14 protein-coding genes are annotated in these 20,345 nt (G+C 62.1%); all 14 read left to right on the forward strand.

The window, feature by feature from the left end; genetic code table 11:
- Positions 1-39: 39 nt before the first annotated feature.
- The 14 genes from GBEM_RS12700 to GBEM_RS12760 all read left to right on the forward strand — a co-directional run bounded on the left by GBEM_RS12700 (position 40) and on the right by GBEM_RS12760 (position 20,339).
- Positions 40-480, forward strand: coding sequence for a PaaI family thioesterase (locus tag GBEM_RS12700; RefSeq protein WP_012530972.1), 441 nt, complete (start codon positions 40-42; stop codon positions 478-480).
- 710 nt (positions 481-1,190) lie between these two features.
- Positions 1,191-1,658, forward strand: a complete 468-nt coding sequence (locus GBEM_RS12705) for a DUF4255 domain-containing protein (protein ID WP_264175515.1) — start codon at positions 1,191-1,193, stop codon at positions 1,656-1,658.
- Between the two features lie 50 nt (positions 1,659-1,708).
- Complete coding sequence (locus tag GBEM_RS12710) at positions 1,709-3,148, forward strand: phage tail sheath family protein (RefSeq protein WP_012530974.1); 1,440 nt, start codon at positions 1,709-1,711, stop codon at positions 3,146-3,148.
- Positions 3,149-3,173: 25 nt separating this feature from the next.
- Complete coding sequence (locus GBEM_RS12715; RefSeq protein ID WP_012530975.1) at positions 3,174-3,614, forward strand: phage tail protein; 441 nt, start codon at positions 3,174-3,176, stop codon at positions 3,612-3,614.
- 9 nt (positions 3,615-3,623) lie between these two features.
- Positions 3,624-4,067, forward strand: coding sequence for a phage tail protein (locus tag GBEM_RS12720; RefSeq protein WP_012530976.1), 444 nt, complete (start codon positions 3,624-3,626; stop codon positions 4,065-4,067).
- A 164-nt stretch (positions 4,068-4,231) separates the two neighbouring features.
- Positions 4,232-4,417 carry a DUF5908 family protein gene (locus GBEM_RS21260; protein WP_148212913.1) on the forward strand — a complete coding sequence of 62 codons (186 nt, stop codon included), beginning with the start codon at positions 4,232-4,234 and terminating at the stop codon, positions 4,415-4,417.
- On the forward strand, positions 4,417-5,121 hold the full coding sequence (locus GBEM_RS12725; RefSeq protein ID WP_012530978.1) for a CIS tube protein: 705 nt from the start codon (positions 4,417-4,419) through the stop codon (positions 5,119-5,121). The genes GBEM_RS21260 and GBEM_RS12725 overlap by 1 nt, the downstream gene beginning before the upstream one ends.
- On the forward strand, positions 5,118-6,887 hold the full coding sequence (vgrG, locus tag GBEM_RS12730) for a type VI secretion system tip protein VgrG (RefSeq protein ID WP_012530979.1): 1,770 nt from the start codon (positions 5,118-5,120) through the stop codon (positions 6,885-6,887). The genes GBEM_RS12725 and vgrG overlap by 4 nt, the downstream gene beginning before the upstream one ends.
- A gap of 48 nt (positions 6,888-6,935) precedes the next feature.
- Positions 6,936-7,205: a PAAR domain-containing protein gene (locus GBEM_RS12735; RefSeq protein ID WP_012530980.1), complete on the forward strand. Its 270-nt coding sequence runs from the start codon at positions 6,936-6,938 to the stop codon at positions 7,203-7,205.
- A gap of 3 nt (positions 7,206-7,208) precedes the next feature.
- Complete coding sequence (locus GBEM_RS12740) at positions 7,209-7,652, forward strand: GPW/gp25 family protein (RefSeq protein ID WP_012530981.1); 444 nt, start codon at positions 7,209-7,211, stop codon at positions 7,650-7,652.
- Positions 7,653-7,663: 11 nt separating this feature from the next.
- Positions 7,664-11,374, forward strand: coding sequence for a baseplate J/gp47 family protein (locus GBEM_RS12745; protein WP_012530982.1), 3,711 nt, complete (start codon positions 7,664-7,666; stop codon positions 11,372-11,374).
- On the forward strand, positions 11,371-14,766 hold the full coding sequence (locus GBEM_RS12750; RefSeq protein ID WP_012530983.1) for a hypothetical protein: 3,396 nt from the start codon (positions 11,371-11,373) through the stop codon (positions 14,764-14,766). Before GBEM_RS12745 ends, GBEM_RS12750 begins: the two co-directional genes overlap by 4 nt.
- A 15-nt stretch (positions 14,767-14,781) precedes the next feature.
- Positions 14,782-18,714, forward strand: coding sequence for a hypothetical protein (locus tag GBEM_RS12755; RefSeq protein ID WP_012530984.1), 3,933 nt, complete (start codon positions 14,782-14,784; stop codon positions 18,712-18,714).
- Between the two features lie 197 nt (positions 18,715-18,911).
- On the forward strand, positions 18,912-20,339 hold the full coding sequence (locus GBEM_RS12760; RefSeq protein ID WP_012530985.1) for a contractile injection system tape measure protein: 1,428 nt from the start codon (positions 18,912-18,914) through the stop codon (positions 20,337-20,339).
- The last annotated feature ends 6 nt before the right edge of the window (positions 20,340-20,345 follow it).

Consider the following 20,345-nt stretch of genomic DNA (forward strand, 5'->3'; position numbering starts at 1 on the left):
GCGACGCCAGGCTCACTACAGATCAGAGAAAGAGGACGCATGTACAACTATGACGACGACATGGTTATCAATCACCCGCAGTTTCAGCTTCCCAAATGGATCGCCTGTGCGCCGTTCGAAGAGTATCTCGGCATGCAGATAGAGGAAGCAAAGGACGGGCGCGCGCTTCTGACTATGCCCTTCAAACTGAAGCTCGCCCAGGGAAAGGGGCTCATGCACGGAGGAGCGGTTACCGCGCTGGCAGATACCGCTGTTGCCATGGCGATAAAGAGTATGGTGCCGGAGGGAACCGACTTCGTCACCGTGGAGATGAGCCTGAAATTTCTGGTGGCGGTGCGCGAAGGCGTGGTGCGCGCTGAAGCGAGGGCCATCCGGCAAAGCGAAAGAAAGATCGCGGGTGAGGCCGACCTTTTCAACGGCGAGACCAAGATCGCGGAATTCCGGGCGTTGTTCATAGTGATGAAACCAATTGACGGATGAAACCAATTGACGATTGACAATTGACAATTGACAACTAAAACCTCAAAAACACCTAACAGGGATGAAGGGGATACAGGGGATAACTACAAACCACAAAAGACTCACCGGTTAAACCAGTTGTTGTTTTTGTTTTCATCCCTTTCATCCCTGTATGATCCTTTGACGTTTGGTTCTCCTCTGTGTCCCTCTGTGAACCTCTGTGGTGAATGCCTTTGTTCGCCCGCTCCATAAAGCAAATCCCCCTAAATCCCCCTTCGCAAAGGGAGACTTTACGGCCCCCTGCCCCCTGACCCCAGCCCCTGAATCTTCACTCCTCCAGTTGACACCGATGCAATCGCGGCTAGATTATATTGGTCTAATTATAGATTGCAATTGCCAGTGCTCATCTGGGAGGGAATTACCCATTCATTAGATGACCAGCCAGGACCCCGCAATCGACACAACTGCTCCACCCACGTAGCATCCCGCATTTACAGCACATTTTAAATAATCCGCATCCGTCCCCGGAACCGGCAGACGGATTATGGACAGGACCTGAGCGCACTCATGATCTCTCATGCACTGACAATTGTAATGAATGAGCTGAACAAGCACATGAGCGACGTGTACAACGACCCCGATTCGGTGAGCCTCGGCAACATGTCGGACCTCTTGGGTAGTGGATCCGGGGGGGGCTGACACGGGACAAGCTCTACCTGTCGGCGGTAAACGTGAAAGAGGAAAAGACGCTGAAAAACGTCCCCAACTACGTCCGCAACAACGTGACGCTCACGGCGAGCTACGAGAACCCTCCCGTGTTCCTGAATTTCCTGATCCTGATGACGGCGACGCACACCGACTACGTAAACGGACTCTCCGTTCTTTCCCGGGCCATACGTTTCTTCCAGTTCAAAAACTTCCTTACCCAGGACAACGTCGACCCCTCATCCATCACCAGTTCCAGCGTTCCCATCAACCCTTTGGACCGGTTGGAGACATTCAAGCTCATCTTCGATCTCTACTCCCCCACTCTGGAGGAGGTGAACCACCTTTGGGGCACTTTGGGCGGCAAGCAGTACCCGTTCGTCCTTTACGTAATGAGGATGCTGGACCTTAAGTTCAAGTTCGTGGAGCAGGAGAACCCGCTCATCCAGGAAATAGTCCGCAACATCCATCACAAACCGGCCGTCACCCCCTGACGCCGGTATCGAACTAGACATCGCCCAGGTTCCAAAAGGAGGGAAACATAATGGCAACCATCTACAAGACACCGGGTGTGTACATCGAAGAAATTCCAAAGTTTCCCCCTTCCGTAGCCCCGGTCGAAACCGCAATTCCTGCCTTCATCGGCTACACGGAGAAGGCGGACAACGTGGTCCCCGGCGACCTCACCAAGATTCCTACGCGCATCTCTTCACTGGTCGAGTACGAGAAGATGTTCGGGGGGGCGCAAAAGGAAGAGAACATAACCGTCGATGTCCAGGAAACACAGGTAAACAGCGTGACGGTGGATCTGAAGGCAACGGCCGCGGTCACCGAAGCGGCCCGCTCGAAGCACATCATGTATTACGCGCTGCAGCTCTTTTTCGCCAACGGCGGCGGCCCCTGCTACATCGTCTCGGTTGGCCCCTTCAAGCCGACGTTTGGGGGTGCTTTGGACGTAACTGAGCTTCATGACGGCCTAGATACCTTGGTAAAGAAAGACGAGCCTACCCTCATACTCTTCCCCGAGGCGCAAGGCGGCCTCACCGCTAGTCAGTTCCAGTCCCTGCACAACGACGCCCTCACTCAGTGCGCCGATTTGAACGACCGGTTCGTGATCATGGATGTCCATGGCGACACCATCTCCCTATCGGATCCGCAAGCGAAGCTCTTGGACGCCATCAACAACTTCCGCAACAACGGCATCGGGATGAACAATCTGAAGTACGGCGCGGCTTATGCGCCGAACATGGACACCATCCTGGCGTTCCAGTACGACGAAACCAAGGTCGACGTCACCATCACCATCAACGGCACCGGGGCGGCTCCGGTAAAGCTGGACACACTTAAGACCACCAACAACAGCGTCTATGAGCAGGCCAAGGCTGCCATCACTAACATGACCTGCAAGATGCCTCCAGCCGCCGCGATGGCCGGCATCTATGCCGCAGTCGACAACAGCCGCGGGGTATGGAAAGCCCCGGCAAACCTGAGCGTCAACACCGTGATAAAGCCGAGCATCCAGTTCTCGAACGTGGAGCAGGACCAGATGAACGTCGACCCGGTCGCAGGGAAGTCGGTGAATGCCATCCGCGCCTTCACCGGGAAAGGGACCCTGGTCTGGGGGGCGCGCACGCTAGCCGGCAACGACAACGAGTGGCGCTACATCAACGTGCGCAGGCTCTTCAACTTCGTGGAGGAGTCGTGCAAACGGGCAACCGAGCCGTTCGTCTTCGAGCCGAACGACGCCAATACCTGGGTCCGGGTGCAGGGGATGATCGAGAACTTCCTGACTGTGATCTGGAGGCAGGGGGCGCTGCAGGGGGTGAAACCTGAGCACGCCTTTAACGTCGCCGTGGGGCTGGGAAAAACCATGACCGCCATAGACATCCTGGAAGGGCGCATGATCGTCGAGATCGCCATGGCGGCGGTACGACCAGCGGAGTTCATAATCCTCAGGTTCTCGCACAAGATGGCGGAATCCTAAAATTTGGCAATAAAAGGAGATCGACATGGCGACGCAAGATTACCCCTTACCGCGATTTCATTTCCAGGTCGACTGGGGCGGGGCGAAGATCAGCTTCACCGAGGTGACCGGGCTGGTCATGGAAAGGGAAAAGATAGAGTACCGGCACAGCGACAGCAAGGACTTCAACAAGATAGCCATGCCGGGCCTGGCGAAGAACAACAACATCACCCTGAAGCGGGGCAAGTTCGAGCGCGACTTCGATTACAACACCTGGCTCGACGACGTCGCCAACGAGCGGGTGGACAAAAGGCGCGACGTGATCATCAGGCTTTTGAACGAGAAACACGAGCCGGTGGCCGCCTGGTCCGCCACGCGCTGCTTCCCGGTCAAGGTGACCGCCCCCGACCTCAAGTCGGACGCCAATGAAGCCGCCATCGAGAGCCTGGAGATAGCACACGAAGGGCTGAAACTGATGAAGGTCTAGGGTGCCGGAATGGTCGACTACTACCCCCCCTGGGGGTTCTACTACCGGGTCGAATTCGGCTTCAGCAAGAACAAGGACGACGTCCGTTTCCAGACGGTGTCCGGGCTGTCGGTCGAGTACGACATGGAGGAGTACAAGGAAGGGGGCGAGAACCGCTTCACCCACAAGCTACCGGTGCGCACGAAGTACGCCGACCTGGTGCTGAAACGGGGGATGCTAACGAAGTCCGAGGTTTTCGACTGGTTTTTCAGGGCTTTTCGGGACCGGGACTTCAAGCCGACCGACTTGAACATAGTGCTTTTGAACGAGAAAGGGGAGCCGCTGCGCACCTGGAAGGTGGCCCACGCCGTCCCCAGGAAATGGCAGGTGAGCGACCTGAACGCGAGCGAGAACTCCCTGGTGATAGAGACGCTGGAGTTGTCGTACCGGTATTTCACCGTGCAGGATAGATAGCGGCTTACTTGCCACCTCCCCCCCCTTCCCTCACCCCGACCCTCTCCCAGAGGGAGAGGGAGGATGGACGGGCAGCGGGGCACAGATTACCCTCGCCCTCTGGGAGAGGGTGGCCGAAGGCCGGGCCTGCAGGCCGTAGCATTGCTCGAAGGCCTGTGAGGGAGATGCCACAGGCAACCAAGGAGCGGACCATGCCCATCGAGATCAAGGAACTTCATATTAAGGTAGCCGTCAACAGCGCCCCCCACCCGGGGGGCGGGCGCGCGAGCGAGGGTGAGTCTAGGGACGCATTGGTGGCCGAGTGCGTAGAACAGGTACTGCAGATACTCCAGAATAAGGCGGAGCGCTGATGGCCAACGGCAAACTGGAGAAACTGCTGATCCTCGCCTTCGAAAGCTCGGAAGACGCGGAACGCGGGAGCAAGACCGAGGCAAAGGAGACCTTCGAGGCGTTCATCAACCCGGAGAGCTACTCGCTTGAGTACAAGGTAAAAACCTCGGACGGCCAGGGCCAGGGTACCAGCGGTGCACAGGCAAAGTTCGAGTTCACCCTGCCGGAGGAACTCACCTTCGAGTTCCTCTTCGACAACACCGGCATCATCGACGGAACACAGAAGCCCGACGGCGTCGCCAAAGACGTGGACACGCTGCGCAAGATGCTGACCGGGTACCAGGGGAGTTCCCACGAGCCGTACCACCTGAAGTTGGTGTGGGGGAGCCTGGTCTTCACCGGGCGGGCCATCGAGCTCACCCTGACCCACAAGCTGTTCAACCCCGACGGCCAGCCGATCCGCACCGTCGCCAAGGTCAAATTCAAGAAGAGCATCGAGGACAAGAAGCGGGCGCGCAAGGAGAACAAGTCGTCTCCCGACCTCACGCACCAGCGGAAGGTGAAGGCGGGCGATACGCTGCCGCTTATGTGCTTCCGGATCTACGGGGACCCGAGGCATTACCTGGAGGTGGCACGGGTAAACATGCTGAACAACTTCCGGGCGCTCGTCCCGGGCACGAACCTGCTCTTTCCCCCCCTCGACAAAAAGGGGACGCCGCAGTGAGCACCGAGTCGACCATTCCCACGCCAGCGACGCCGGACGTCTGCACGGTCGACCTCCTTGTGGAGGGTACGTCCATTCCGGGCGAGTACCATGTCCTCTCCGTCGCGGTGAGAAAGGAGATCAACCGCATCCCCACGGCCACCCTGGTGCTGCGCGACGGGGAGGCATCGAAGGCGACCTTCCAGATCAGCAACAGCGACCACTTCCTCCCCGGGAACAAGGTGGAGATAAGGCTCGGATACCGGTCGAACAACGAAACGGTGTTCAAAGGGGTGGTGATAAAGCAGGGGATCAGCATCCGCAAGAGCGGCAGCATCCTGACTGTCGAGTGCCGCGACGAGGCGGTGAAGATGACCTGCGGCGCCAAGAGCCGCTACTACACCGACATGAAGGACAGCGACATCATGGAGCAGGTCATCGCTTCCTACGGGCTCGACAAGGACGTGCAGGCGACCAAGCCGGACCTTAAGGAAGTAACGCAGTACAACGCGACCGATTGGGATTTCCTCCTCTGCCGGGCTGAGGCGAACGGCCAGGTGGTGATCGTGAGCGACGGCAAGGTGAGTGTGAGCCAGCCGGCCGCAAGCGACGAACCGGTCCTCTCGGTGGGATACGGCAGCACCCTTCTGGAACTGGACGCGGAGATAGACGCCCGCAGGCAAAGCACTGGCGTCGTGGCCCGCAGTTGGAGCGGGACGGACCAAGACGTGCTGGAAGCCGAGGCGAAGGAGCCGGCGAAGACCGTGGCGGGAAACCTGGCCCCGGACGCACTGGCAAAGGTTCTGGGAAGCGACCCATACGAGATGAGGCACGGCGGGAAACTCACCACCCCCGAGCTGCAGGCGTGGGCCGACGGCCGGCTCCTCAGGGAGCGCCTGGCCAAGGTGCGCGGCAGGGCCAAGTTCCAGGGGTTCGCCAAGGTGGCGCCGGGGAAGGTCATGGAAGTGAACGGCATCGGCGAGAGGTTCCAGGGGAGGTTCTACGTGGCAGGCGTGCGCCACGCGGTGGACAAGGGGAACTGGGAGACCGACGTTCAGTTCGGGTTGAGCACCGAGAGCTTCGCCGAGACCTTCGATCTCCGCCCGCTCCCGGCATCGGGCCTACTTCCCGCGGTGAGCGGGCTGCATATGGGGGTGGTAACGGTCCTGGAAAACGACCCGCAGGGGGAGGACCGAATCAAAGTCCGCCTGCCGCTGGTGAACAAAGCCGAGGAAGGGCTCTGGGCGCGGCTGGCGACGCTCGACGCCGGCAACAAGAGAGGGACCTTTTTCCGCCCCGAGATAGGCGACGAGGTGGTGGTCGGATTCCTCGGAGACGACCCCTGCCACCCGGTGGTGCTGGGGATGTGCAACAGCAGCGCGAAGCCCGCCCCGGAACCGGCCAAGGACAGGAACCACCGCAAAGGGTACGTCAGCCGGTCGAAGCTCAAGTTCACCTTCGACGACCAGAACAAGGTGGTGCTCCTGGAGACGCCGGGGGGCAACAGGCTGGCACTCTCGGAAGCGGACAAGGGGATCGTCATCAAAGATCAAAACGGCAACAAGATCATCATGGACAACACCGGCGTGCGGATAGAGAGCAGCAAGGACCTGACTCTGAAAGCGGCGAAGAACGTGAGCATCGAGGCCTCGGCCAGCCTGAGTCTGAAGGCGCAGACCTCGTTCAAGGCCGAGGGTACTGCCAGCGCCGAGGTATCCGGCGCGAGCACCACGGTCAAGGGAAGCGCCAAGACGGTGATCCAGGGGGGGATCGTGCAGATCAACTAAGTGACGCATTTCCCTGCGCGAAGCGAAAAACATGGAGAGGTACTCAACATGCTGCCAGCAGCGAGGGTTACAGACCTGATAGTGAGCGCGGCGACGCAGGGGGTGCCTACGCCGATCATCCCTCCCGGGGCGGTGAACGTGCTCATCGCCGGACTCCCCGCGGCGCGCATGGGGGATACCTGCGGCGCGGACGTCGTCATCAAGGGCTCGGCCACGGTGTTCATCGGGGGACTCCCCGCCGCCAGAATGGCCGATTCGACCGCGGGGGGCGGGGTAATTCTCCCCCCCTGCGCCCTGACTGTGCTTATCGGAGGGTAACGGATGAACCTCGATTTCCTCGGCCGCGGCTGGTCGTTTCCCCCGACCTTCGACAAGGGGCTCCCCGGCGTGGAGATGCTGGAACAGGAGGCGGACATCTTGGCGAGCCTGCAAGTGTTGCTCAGCACGGCGCAGGGGGAGCGGGTCATGCTGCCGCTGTTCGGCTGCAACCTGGACGAACTGGTCTTCGAGAGCCTCGACACCGGCACCAAAGCGCTGATGACGGACAAGATCGAATCGGCGATCCTCTACCACGAGCCGCGCATCGACCTGGAAAGCGTACGTCTCGACGACACGAGGGAACTGGAAGGGGTGGTGCTGATCGAGGTCATCTACCGGGTCAGGACCACCAACTCCCGCTTCAACTTCGTCTACCCCTTCTTCAAGCTGGAGGGTACCGACCTCGACCTCGCGGCCACGGTCACCCTGCTGCCGGACAACGACTAGGTGGGTTTCCCATGAGCCGAAGTGACTGCAAACAAAACCGCGATCCGCTGCAACTGGTACGGGAGGGCACCAGCCGGGAAGAGCGGCTCTTCCCCGCGCTGGACCCGGGCTACGCGCCGGTGGACGAGCGGGCCGCGGCGCACCACATGGTGTTCGCGCAGGCGTACTCGGCCTTTCTCAACTACTTCAACGCCGACAATGTGCAGGACGGGGACTGGCAACCTTTCTTCAGCGGCGACGTTTCGGTGCAACTGGCGCTGGCGGCGGTACAGGATGTCGACGCCTACAGAATCCGCATCAAGGAATACCTCGACTTCCTGAAGGATCTCAACTTCCAGTCGGACGAGGCGAAGGCCAAAGAGTACCTGGGGTACCTGTTCAGCGCCGCGGCGACGCTCGCGCGACAGTTCGACATCTTCCAAGCAGCGCTGCCGGCCGACCTGCCGCTCAAGTCCATGCTGCAGGCCCTGCTCCAGAGCCAGCTCGCTCTCGCCCTCAACCGGCTCATCAGCTACTACAAGGCCGACCTCGCCCTCCCCCAGCCCGACAGCCTCATTGCGGAAGCTGCCCCCGACCTGGTGGTTTTGGGGAAGAGCGCGGTCACCTTCGCCGAGGTGTACCAGGGTGGACTGACAGGGGAATGGATTACCGATGGCTCGGCAGACTGGGCCGCTTACACGAATGGAGTACTCCCCGACGCGTCGGTGTACGGCTCGGGGATCGAGGCGTACCAGCGCATCAACCACATCGCTACCCACAACCTCTTCACCTCGGCCCTGGACCAGTTCCTCAAGGCCTACGCCCGGACGGCGGCGGAAGCTGCCAAGGGACTCGAAGCCTCGCTCACGCAGCGCGACGACCACCAGCCTCATTACGCGCTCTTCCTGACCTTTCTCAGGCTCTTCGCCTACGCCCGCGACGGCGCCAACACCTTGACCGGCAGGCACCTCGACTTCTATTACCGCATCATCCTGCAGCTGAAGGAAAAGGAGGCGAGGCCCGGCCACGCGCATCTCCTTATCGAACTCGCCAAGCAGCCCCCCGAGCACCTGGTGCTGGCCGGCGAACTCTTCAAGGCGGGAAAGGACGCGCTCGGGCACGACGCCTTTTTCGCCAACGACCGGGACTTCGTTGCGAACCAGGCGCAGGTGGCCGCACTTATGACGGTGTACCGGCACGGCTCCGAGAAGGTCGGCGTCACCGCCCCCAGTTCCCTGCAGCAGGGTCGGATCTTCGCCTCGCCGGTGGCAAACTCGGAAGACGGCATCGGCGGGGAACTGACCTCAAACGACAAATCGTGGCACCCCTTCCACAACAAGAAGTACCAGGACGGGACGCTGGCGAAGATAGACATGCCCAAAGCCGAGATCGGGTTCGGCGTCGCCTCGCACTACCTCTACCTTGCCCAGGGGGAGAGGAGCGTGACGCTCAGCTTTCAGAGCCAGCCGACAGCCGCGAGGGACTTCAAGGACGACGTGGTCTGCCTGTTCAGCTCGGAAAAGGGTTGGCTGGAAAAAGCACCTGTCTCCTTTGCCCAGGAGACCGGAGGGCTGGTGTTGAGGATTGACCTCTCCGGGGCGGACCCCGCCGTTGTCGCCTATTCCGCAAAGCTCCACGGCTACAGCTTCGCCACCGAACTCCCGGTGCTGCTGGTAAAGCTCAAGCACCGAGACGACGCTCCATTCGCCTACCCGGAGCTGGAACCGGTCACGCTCACCCAGGCGGGGCTCACCGTAGAGGTGACGGGGCTGAAGACAGCGGCCTTGTCCAATGACTTCGGTCCTGTGGGGGCCTCCAAGCCCTTTCAGCCCTTCGGCCCCTCCCCGGTAGCCAACGGCTCATTCGTCATCGGCTCGGGCGAGATGTTCCAGAAGTCTCTCACCTACGCGCAGGTCAACGTGCAGTGGCAAAGCACCCCTGCCCCCTTCAACGGCGCGAGCGTGAGCGTTGTGACCGAATACCTGCAGGGCGGGGTCTGGCGCCAGTATAAGACGAGCCTCCAGGCTGACGTCACCAGCACCACCTTCGATCTTCTCGGCGAACCGCAGTCCGCGGACGCGCCCCCCTATTCCGACGCCCCCGCCCCGCCGGAAAACGAGCAGTTCCAGACCTCCTCGCGAAACGGCTTCGTCCGCCTGAGGCTTGCCGCCGACTTCGGCCAGAGCGACTACGAGCAGGCGCTCATCGACTACATCAAGCGCGTCACCGACAGCGACCCTAATAACGACGGCGAGAAGCCGGTCGCTCCGACTGGCCCTTACGTCACCGGTCTGACCCTCGACTACGGCGCGCAGCAGACCATAGCGCTGGATCAGGCGGACCGGGGAAAGTTCGAGGCGAGGCAGGCTCTATTCTTCCATCTGGACCCCTTCGGTTACGCGGAGCAGCACCCTTATCTGAAATCGACGGTGCCTGCGGCTATCCCCTCCATGACACTGCTGCCGCAGTTCAAGCACTTGAACCGCGACGACCCGAAGCTTCCCAAGGGGGTGCCGGTGCCGCACGAGGCTGAGTTCTACGTAGGGGTCGCCGGGCTCGTTCCACCGCAGAACCTGGCTCTGCTGTTCCAGGTGGTCGACGGGAGCGCCGACCCGCTCTCCATCAAGCCCAAGCCGCATATCGACTGGAGCTACCTGCAGCAAAACGAGTGGGTCCCATTCGGCCACGGCGAGGTGGAGGACCGAACCGCTGAGCTGATCGACTCGGGTATCGTCACCCTCTCCATCCCCCGCGGCGCATCCAGCGACAACACCCTGCTTCCGGCAGACCAGTACTGGGTGCGCGCCGCGGTGAAAAGCAACAGCGATTCGGTCTGCCGCCTGATCCTCGTCGCCGCGCAGGCGCTGCAGGCGACCTTCGAGGACCAGGGAAACGACCCCGCTTTCGTTGGGGGCACGCTCCACGCCGGGATCATCGCCAAGCTCGCCCAGCCAGACGCCGACGTAAAGAAGGTAAGCCAACCCTTCGCCAGCTTCGGTGGGCGGGGCAAAGAGGCGCCGGCCGACTTCTACACCAGGGTTTCGGAGCGGCTGCGCCACAAGGACCGCGCTATCGCTCAGTGGGACTACGAGCGGCTGGTGCTGGAAGGCTTCCCCCAGATTTACCGGGTCAAGTGCCTGAACCACACCCAGTACGAGCCTGACGCGACCGGGAGCGGCATCTACCGCGAGCTCGCTCCGGGGCACGTCACCGTGGTCACCATCCCTGATCTACGCCTCGCCGCCCTAAGGGATCCGCTGCGCCCCTACACGAGCCTGGGGCTCCTGGACAAGATCTCCGCATACCTCGCGCAGCGGCTTTCCTGCTTCGTGCGGCTGCACGTGAGGAACCCGCTCTTCGAGGAGGTGCAGGTGGACTGCAAGGTGACCCTGCAGCCGGGGCTGGACCAGAGCTTTTACGAGCAGAAGGTCAAGGAGGCGATCACCCGTTTCCTTTCCCCCTGGGCCTTCCCCGGAGGGGGGAACCCATCCTTCGGCGGCAAGGTGAGGAAGTCGGTCCTCATCGACTTCGTGGAGGAACTCCCTTACGTGGATTGCGTGATGGACTTCAGGCTCCTGCACAGCTACATCGACGCCGACGGCAACGCCCGCACCGACGAAGTCGACGAGGCCGCCGGTTCCACTACCGTTTCCATCCTGGTCTCCGCCCGCAAACATCTGGTCGCTGCCATCAACCCCGCCGAGGAGGAGACTCCCGGTGAACTCTGCCGGTGCCTCGCATGAGCCAACCTTCCCCTGTCATAGCGAAGCTGCCGCAGCTTCCTCCCGAGGAGGATTTCTACCGCCTGCGCCGCGAGGGGATCGGCTTCCTAGTGCAGATGGGAAGCCGCCTCTGGACCGAGTACAACGAGACCGATTCCGGGATCGCCATTCTTGAGGCGCTCTGTTACGCCGTCACCGACCTCGGCTACCGCACCGGCTGGGAGATCCGGGACCTCCTGGCGCCTTACTCCCCCTCCCCCGACCCGGCGCACCCTTTTCCCAACCAGCCCTTCTTCACCGCCCGGGAGATCCTCACGGTCAGCCCGTGGACGCCTGACGATTACCGGCGGCTTTTGATCGACCTGGAGGCGGTTCGCAACGCCTGGATCACCTGCAAGGAGTGCGCGTGCGATACCAGCTACTACGCCTGGTGCGAGGGAGACAAGCTCGCCCTCTCCTACCAGCCGCCGGAAAATCGCAGGCTCAGGCCAAAGGAGGTGTGGCCGCTGGGGCTTTACGAGGCGCTCCTCGAACTGGAGGCGGATGCGGCCCTTGGAGACCTGAACGACCGCAAGGTCGAAGCCGCCGTCACGCTGGAGGACGCAAACGGCAAGCATCCGCTCACGGTGGAACTCCGCTTTTGCGAAATGGCCCTCTACGACCGGAACGGATGGGGGTTGTTCCTGGGAAGCGACGATGCTTTTGTTGGGCGCAACGGACAATCCTTCAACCTCAAGCTGATTGGCTTCGGAGCGGCACGGAATTACGACCTTTTGACCGACCCGAACCTGGACGACGCGGGGCGCAACGAATACCTGCGCCGGCACTGGCGCGACCTCTTCTACCTCGCCCTGGAAATCGGGTTGGTCCCAACCGGCAAGAAGATCGTGCTGAACGCGACGCTGAGGCTTTTGGGGGACGCGGCGGCGAGGGGTGCTGCGACGGTGGCGGCGCTGAAGGCCATCTTGGAGGATACGGCGAGCAACGGGCTCACGCAGCGCTACCGGAAAAAGGAGCTGCAAAAGGCGGCGGGGGTGGCGCGGGCGAAGGAATCACTTTTCTCGCACCGGAACCTCGACGAGGAGTTCTGCCGGGTGAGGCTGATCGGGATCGAGGAGGTGGCCGCCTGCGCCGACGTGGAGGTATCCCCCGACGCCGACATCGAGCTGGTGCAGGCGCGCATCTGGTTCGAGATCGAGCAGTACCTGAACCCGGCGGTCCCCTTCTATACGCTGCGGGAGATGCTGGAACAGGGTTTTCCGGTGGAGGAGATCTTCAACGGGCCGGCGCTGGAGAGCGGCTTCATCAGGACGACCGACCTGGAACAGGCGACGCTGAGAACCGTCCTCTGCGTCTCCGACCTCCTCAACCGGCTGATGGAGATCGACGGCGTCCTCGCGGTGAACCACCTTCAACTCACCAAGTACGACTCCGAGGGAAAGGCGGTCAAGGGGGCCTACGACCCCGCGTGGACAAGCGACGGGAAACCGATCTTCGACCCCGGGAAGAGCAGCGCCTCCTGGCTTTTGTACCTGAGCCCCCAGCACCTGCCCAGGCTTTACCGCAACGCCTCGCGCTTTCTCTTCTACAAGAACGGCCTCCCCTTTCTCCCCAGGATGGATGAGGCGTTGGCGACCCTGACCCAGTTGCGCGGGGAGGCCGAGCGCATGCGGGTGAAGAACGCCCCGAACGACCTTCCCATTCCCGCAGGGAACTACCGGGACCCGGCGGCGTACTTCCCGGTCCAATACAGCTTCCCCCTCACCTACGGCATCGGGGTCGACCAGTTGCCTACCAACGCCGACGCGAAGCGACGGGCGCAGGCGAAGCAGCTGAAGGCGTACCTCATAGTGTTCGAGCAGATCCTCGCCGACGCCCTGGAGCAGCTCGCACACACGGCCGACCTCTTCTCGCTGGACCCGCTGGTGAAGCGGACCTACTTCGCCGCGCAACTGAGCGAGGCGTTAATCCAGGGGTACAGCGAGCTCTGCACCATCACCCAGCCGGCCCTTGAAGCGTTGCTCGAAAAGGAGCCAGAATTCCTCAAACGGCGCAATAGGTTTCTGGATCACCTGCTGGCGAGGTTCGGCGAGGAGTACGGGGAATTCACCCTGCTCCTGGAGAAGCTGCAGGGAGAGCAGGTAGCGCTGGGGCAGCTGATCGGCGACAAGATCGACTTCATCTCCGCCTACCCGGTAATCAGCCGCGACCGCGCCAAGGCTTTCAATAGGGAGCTTGCCTGCGCGCCGGGGAACGACCCCGCGATCAAGCGGCGTATCGCGCTACTTCTTGGGAAAAAGGAGTTGAGCAACCGGATCATCGTGGTCGAGCACCTGCTTTTGCGTCCGAAGTTCCCCGGGGACGCGCTCTACCCCGCCTGCAGCGACGGCGCCTGCCGGCTCTGCGGAGAAGAAGACCCCTATTCCTTCAGGCTCACCTTGGTGATGCCGGGGTGGATGGAACCGTTTCACTCGGACCTGGTGATGAGGGAGTACGCCGACCGGGTCATAAGGCAGGAGCTGCCGTCGCACCTGGTGGGAAAGATCTGCTGGGTGGGCGACGACGGCTTCGAGGAGGACCCATGCGACCAGGTCATACTGGAGCTGACGCGATTCATCGAGGTGAAGGGGAACAGCATAGTAGGGGGCCGCCTCACCGAGGACGAGGCCTGCGCCTGCGCCCTGGGGGCCTACCACGAATTCTCACGGGTGTTTCGGGAGTGGTACCAGGACAAGGTGCTGCAGCACATCCACCCGGACGCACTGAAGCAGCAACTGGAGGCGTTGTTCGGCCAGAAAGTGGATCGCGCCGCCATACCCTGCGCCGCCGCCTGGGACGACGAGCTGTGGGCGGGGGTGACGGCGCTGATGATCGTGCATTTCCTGGAGATCGCGCTTTACGGCTTCCAGTTCGACCGCTTCCAGGCAGCCTGGTGCTCGTGGCTGGAAGCAGACGCCGCTTTTGACTGGACCGAAGAGCGCCTGCAAGAGCGGCTACAAGCAATTCTCACCGAGAACCTAGTCTCCAGCTCCGCCGACCTCGGCTCCCCGGCCGGCCAGATCTGCCGCTGCGCCGAACGGATGCTGCGCAGCTACGGCGCCGCGTTCGACCTCTGGATGCAGGGGCTTGTGGCCTCGGACAGCTTCGATCCCGACGCCCCTTTGCCCCCCTTCCCGCTTGATCCCCCGCCGGAATGCGCAGGTCTTGGCTTCAAGGTGGGGACTATGGAGAAGCTGAAGGAGCTCGTCGAAGACCGGTACGGCGCCTACCGCACGGTCTCCTACCGGCTCAGGGTGGTGCTGGACCTCCTAGGGAGGCTGCGGAACGTCTACCCTCCGGCAACCCTGCACGACTGCGACGAAGGCGGCGACATAAACCCGGTGCGACTGGGGACAACGGCTTTAGGAAACTGACAGAGGTGCCCTGCGATGAAACCTTCACAAGATAGCTTCCCCGTTTTCGAGGCCAACCAGGTACTTTCCTACTCGCACCTGAACCAGATCTTCAACTATCTGGACGAGCAGGAACGCCTCACCCGCGCCGACCTTATCGGCATCGGCATCGTCTGCGGCCTGGGGATAGCCTTCGCACAGAATGTCGACGGCGGCGCCTCCATATCCCTCTCCAGGGGAGTAGGGGTCACCTCGCTTGGCTACCTGATCGTGGAGCCGGAAGACACGGTCCTCACGAGTTACCGTCAGTACGAGCTTCCCACGGATCTTCCCTACCCTCCCTTCATGAATGGCGACGCCCCCTACGACCTTTGGGAACTCTTCCCGGCAGGAGAGCCCGACACGACGCCGTTAGCAAGCCCCGACGGATTCCTGTCGGATAAGGCGGTGCTGCTCTTTTTGGAGCTGAAAAAGGAGGGGCTTCGGAACTGCAGCATGAACAACTGCGACGACAGGGGCGCCGAGATGACGGTGACGCTGCGGCGCCTTTTGGTGAGGATAGACGACCTGAAGGAGATCATCGCCAAGGCAAACGCGCTGGAGGGTGACCTGAGCCTGGCCGACCTGGAGGCGGCGCTTTTGGAGCGCCTTAACCTCCCGGACCTGCGCCTGCCGCGGGTCGACATCCCCAACACAGGTCCGGCCACCTCAAAGGAGGTGCTGGCGGCGTTTCACGCCGTGTTCCACACGGAGCATCTGGTACAGGAGACGGCGGCAGCGCTTTCCGCCGCGTACGACGCCTTCAAGCCGCTGGTGGCGGTGAGCTACCCCACCAACCCGTTCGCCGACTTCACGGCGCGGTACGGTTCGCTCGACAACATCCCCGCGAACACGGTGCAGGTGCGCTTCCTGCAGTATTACTACGAGCTGTTCGACGACATCCTAAGGGCCTACGGGGACCTGTGCCGGGAGGGTGCGCGGCTTCTATTCTTATGCTGCCCGCCGGACCAGCTCTTCCCGCGCCACCTGATGCTGGGGGTCCTGTACCCTAACCTGGTGAGTAACGCCGCCATCTTCCGCACACCGTTCTGGGGCTCGCCCATCCTGCGGGGAAGCGGAGAGGAAATCGCTCTTCTGGAGCAGCTCTTCGCGCGCCTGGTGGAGCTGACCCGGCGCTTCACCGACTCGCCCCCCTTGGCCCCGTCCACCGGGTTCTCACGCCTGCCGGTGACCGATAACGCCATCCGCATCACCCCGAGCGCCCTTGGCGACCTCCCCCTTAGCAAAAAGGCGATCCCCTACTACTACCTCTTCAACGGAACCCCATCCCTGTACCAGCTCTGGGACCCGGAGAAGACGGCCAGAAACCGCGCCAACCTGAACCTCGGCTACCGCTCCGATTCGTACCAGCCGGCGGCACCCACCTTCGTGCTGCAGGCGCTTCGCTACGACCTGGAGCCTTACAACTTCCTGCGCGTGGAAGGGCACCTGGGGAAGAACTACCTGGGGGTGATGAATACGCTCCTCTCCTACAAGTCCCGCTACCGCCTGCCCATCGAGGTGGTGGCGCTGAGGACCGGCGCCTTCGACGAGAACATCCCGGTGGACCTGACCGGGGAAGAGTGCCGCTTCCAGGACCTGGAGACGCTGTACGACACCCTCAAAGCCGAGGCAATCTGCTTTTTCTGCGAAGAGGTGCAGTACTTTTACGCGCTCCCCTTCGAGGTACGCTCCAAGAACACCACCCCGGCGAAGCCCCAGCTCCCGCTGCTGGTGCAATGCGCCCCCGACTTCATGGTGCAGCCGCATACGATCGGCCGGCTCTTCGAGGATTTCCTCGCCAACCAGCCTGGCGGCAAGGTGCCGGACATAGACCCGAACATCATCATCAACTTCCTGAACAGCCAGAACGTGGGGCAATCGAACCTGATCATTTTCTACATCATCCTCTACATCTCGAAGCTCTACGAGCAGTTCACCCAGGACCTGGGGCAGTTGGACTTCGCCGCATTCCAGAAGCGCTACCAGGATCTGTTGACTGTTACCGACGCGGTCGAGCGCGAGCGCGAGGACGCAGCGGGAAGCGTAGAGGGAACGGTGAACCTCTTGAAGTGGGAGGAGCTGGACGACCGGCTGGAGGCGATCCTTTATTACTGCCGCCTGGACGCCTTCAAGACGCTGGCGGAAGAATACAAGCGGCGGGTCCGGGAGGTGAAGCAGAAGCAATTCCTGGGGGATTTCCTGCGCCGGCACCCCGGCATCCAGCATAAGGGTGGCGTGCCGCTGGGGGGAACCTTCATCATCGTCTATCACCACGAGCCGGGGCCGCGGATTGGTCCAATCAGGATCGGCGGCGAACTGGGCAACCTGGCTGGCAGGACGCGGGTCACCCGCCCGTTGACCGCCACCACCGCGGCCGGTGAGCCGTGCAGCGAGATAGACTCCACAGCGGTGCTGGACGCCTTCAACCGCATCGGCGCGAAACGCGACCTCCTGCTCGACCCCGATATCCGCCTGGTGCTGGGCGCCTTCACCGGCCGCGTGCCGGACCTCGACGTCGCCCTGCCGCCTACTACCGACGCAAGCGGCATCATCGACGCTGCGGTTAAGGAAATCGCGGAAGGAGCGGTCATCGCGGATTTCTATCTCCCCTATCTCTGCTGCTCGGACTGCGCGCCGATACAGTTCGTGCTGCCGAAGCCTCCCCCGAGTTTCACCATCGAGGTCGGTTGCACCAACGCCAACAACCAGGCCGAGGTCACCCTGACCCCGGAGGGGGGGCTTCCACCTTACAGCGTGAAGGTCGACCAGCAGGACTTCCAGCCGCTGAACGGCGTGCTGGCGCTCTCCGCCGGCTCCCACACCCTTTCCATACGGGACCAGGAGGCGGCTGAAAGCGCGCCGCAGACGGTACAGGTTGCGCCTCGCATGGTGCTGAAGGAAACCGACTTCACCTGCGAGGGGACGGCGACCTACCGCTCATCCTTCAGCATCGAGGGAGGGACTCCCCCTTTCCTTGCCAACGACAAGCCCGTGACCGGCAACGTCTTCAGCACCGATCCCATTGCCAGCGGAACCAGCTTCATCGTCACGGTTACCGACCAGAACAACTGCAGCGCCACCAGCGAAGTGCGGCACGACTGCCAGGAGCCATGCACCCTACCCTGCAACGGGCAATCCAGGCGCTGCGCCTACCGCCTCTGGATCCAGCCGCCGGCAGGCGACGCCCAGTACAAGGATTACCGGCAGACACCCGCCTTGAAGCTGCGCTTCAACGGCAGGAAGATCGAGCTCAGTGCCGAGAACCTGCCGCAGATAGACGCGCCGCACCTGAACGAGAATTTCGACAACGCGATCGGCGGCTATGTAAAGGCGCTCAACGATGCCATCAACCAGGCACTCATCGACCAGACGGGGGCACTGGCGAACAGGCTGGTGCTGAGCTACCAGCCGGAAGGGTATCCCTTCCGGGCACTCCAGATCGAGTACTTCGTCTGCGACAGCTTCAACCTCTCGTTCCAGTACTCCTTCGCCAAGCCCGACCCTGCCTACTCCATGGTGATCTCGTACAGCAATGAGCCGGCCCCGACAGGGATGCCTTTCGACGGAGCCTTGTCCACCAACAAGAGGCTCAAGAAGGAGACCCGGGTGCCGGCCTTCGACTGCAGCGAACGCAACCAGTGCACCGGCGGCGACTACCAAAAGCTCTGCGAGGGGCCGGTCCCGCAGCTTGACTTCAGCATGAAGCGCGGCGACGGGAACGTCTTTCACCTGCACGGAAAGGTGGGGAACATGCCGGAAAACGAGATGGCGGCGTGGGTGTGGGATTTTCCGGTGGAGAGCCCGAACGAGCCGTTCTATGAGGGGCAGAATGCGGACGCCCAGTTGCAGCACCCGGCCGGCACCGTGGTGCTAACCGGGATCACCAGCAAAGGGTGCATCGGGTCGGTGCAGAAGGAGATGGGGTAACTGGGAGAGGGTGGCCTTATATAAGAGGGTGTGGCCTTTCTCCCCTCGCCCACTGGGAGAGGGGAGGGGGTGAGGGTGATGCTAATTGCCGCCATCCTGCTAGTGGCACCCCCCTCACCCGCCCTTCGGGCACCCTCTCCCAGAGGGAGAGGGGATGGACGGATGGGAGAGGGCAGGAGTGAAGGCGGAGGATAGACATGACCCACATAGTCCGGCAACAGATCCTGGAGGTGGAGTTCGACGGGGCCGAGGCAGAGGCGCCCCCCCTGCAGCGCAGGCTGCAACGACTCTGCTACGACCACCTCATGCCGGCCATCGAGCAGGCGCTGGACAAGCACTCGATACCGGGCCAGCTCCTTTACCTGGAACGGCTGGAACTGGACGTGGGAGAAATGCTCCTGGAACGCCTTGAGCTGGACCTTCCTGAGTCCCTCGCCCGGGCGCTGGAAAGATCGCTAAGGGAAGAAACCGCGGCGGCCCAGGCAGGAGACGCGGTGAACGTCACCTTGCAGCAGGGGTCCGCAGAAGCCTTTTTGCAGTTCCTGGAAACGGGAATGCTCCCTTGGTGGTTCCGCCTCCCTTCCGGCATGAACTTCGAACAGGTACTCCTCGAATTGCTTGCCTCGAAGAAGAGATCGGAAAGCGGCAGCGACAAAGTGGCTACGGCACTGCCGCGGATACTTGCCTCTCCCCTGGTGCGGCGAAGGTTGTTGCTGCAGTTCTCCCAGGACTTCCTCTCTACCTTGCTGGCGCTGGTATCGCCGCAGGGGTGGGAAGCGGTGAATGCCTTCTTGGTGAAGCTCGATCGCTTGGCGATCCCGACCACTGCCGGAAATATCGCGGCGATTCTGTGGGAAGAGGCCTTTACCGCCGTGGCGAGGGGGAAGGAGGTCGCTGAGCGCGACCTGACCGCCGCTGTCTGGCTCTCCCTCCCCCCCGACACACAAAAGAGCGCCGCCCCCCAATGGGAGGTACTGTGGCCGGGAATATCAGCTCCGGTCTCTGACGGCGTGGCGGAGCCGACCGACTCTGCGTCCGGCAAACAGAGAGATAAGGTGTCGAACCAGGAACTCGCCTTCACAGGCACCCATGCCGCTCTTCGTCTCAGCCCGCAATCCGAAGCGGAAGCAGGGATCTACCTCGACAACGCAGGTCTCGTGCTGCTGCACCCCTTCCTGCCGCAGCTCTTCCGTGCCTTGCAGGTGGCTCGGGACGAAGAACTGCTGCTACCTGAGCGGGCGCTCGCCCTGCTCCACTTCCTGGCCACCGGCAGCGAGGTAGCCCCTGAGTACCAACTGATGCTCGCCAAGGTACTCTGCGGCATCGACCTCAATACTACGGTTCGATCCAGGCAGGAGTTGGCGGAAGCGGAGCGCAAGGAGTGCGAAGCCCTCCTGGAGGCGGCGATCCACCACTGGGGGGCGCTGGGGAACAGCTCGGCGAACGCCCTGCGCGGTACCTTTTTACTGCGCCCGGGGAAGCTGACCCTTCGCAGTGGCGCTGGGGAATGGCTGCTCCAAGTGGAAGCCAGCGGCTACGACATCCTGCTGGGCCAACTCCCATGGGGAATTTCGATGGTGAAGCTGCCGTGGATGGAGCGGATGCTGCGGGTGGAGTGGCTGTAGCGTGGA

It is taken from the genome of Citrifermentans bemidjiense Bem (assembly GCF_000020725.1).
GTDB lineage: Bacteria > Desulfobacterota > Desulfuromonadia > Geobacterales > Geobacteraceae > Geomonas > Geomonas bemidjiensis.